We start from the raw sequence: 604 nt of genomic DNA, 5'->3' as shown, positions 1-604 counted from the left end.
GGTCGCGATGCTCGACTTCGCTCTTCAACCGCGCCTGTTCCGCCACCGCCGATGCTTCCTGCGCCGCCTTGTCGACAGCAGCCTTCCGGATCAGCCCGATCGCCTCGCCGATCTCGCCGAACTCGTCCCGACGGGCCGCGCTGGCCAGGGAGATGTCGGTGCGGCCGGAGGCGAGGACTTTCAGCTCGCCGGTCAGGACCTTGAGCGGGCGGGTGATCGACCGCGCCGCCGCCCACGACAGGACGCCGGCGGTAAGAAAGGCGACGACCGCGATCGCCTCGCTGACGATGAGGGACGTTTGCGCCGAGACAACTGCCGTGTCCGCCCTGGCGGCGACAATCTGGGCTGAGGACTGTTCCAACTCGTGCAGGCGATTGATCCGCCGGGTGGCGGTGTCGTACCAGACCCGAGGATCGACCGCCGGCTCGCCAGTCTGGCTCACCCCTTTGATAATGCTTGAGCGCAGGCGTTCCACCTCCGCCGTCTCGGACCCAGCGCGAAGCGCCTGCAGTTGCGTCGCCTGGGCTGGAGCGCCGAAGCGGTCGACAATCGCCAGCTCGGCGTTCTGCCCGCCCGAGAGCTGATTGAAGCGCTGCAAATCTTC

At 67.7% G+C, this 604-nt stretch carries 1 protein-coding gene; it reads right to left on the bottom strand.

Translation table 11 applies throughout. The annotated features are described in order from the left end of the window. On the bottom strand, positions 1-604 hold a 604-nt coding region (locus ACNOHI_RS25175), incomplete at both ends, for a nitrate- and nitrite sensing domain-containing protein (protein WP_420477464.1).

This window comes from Noviherbaspirillum sp. ST9 (assembly GCF_048799745.1).
Lineage (GTDB): Bacteria > Pseudomonadota > Gammaproteobacteria > Burkholderiales > Burkholderiaceae_D > Noviherbaspirillum.
Note: the sequence above shows the minus strand (reverse complement) of the source record. Positions and strands in the feature narration are given on the sequence as shown.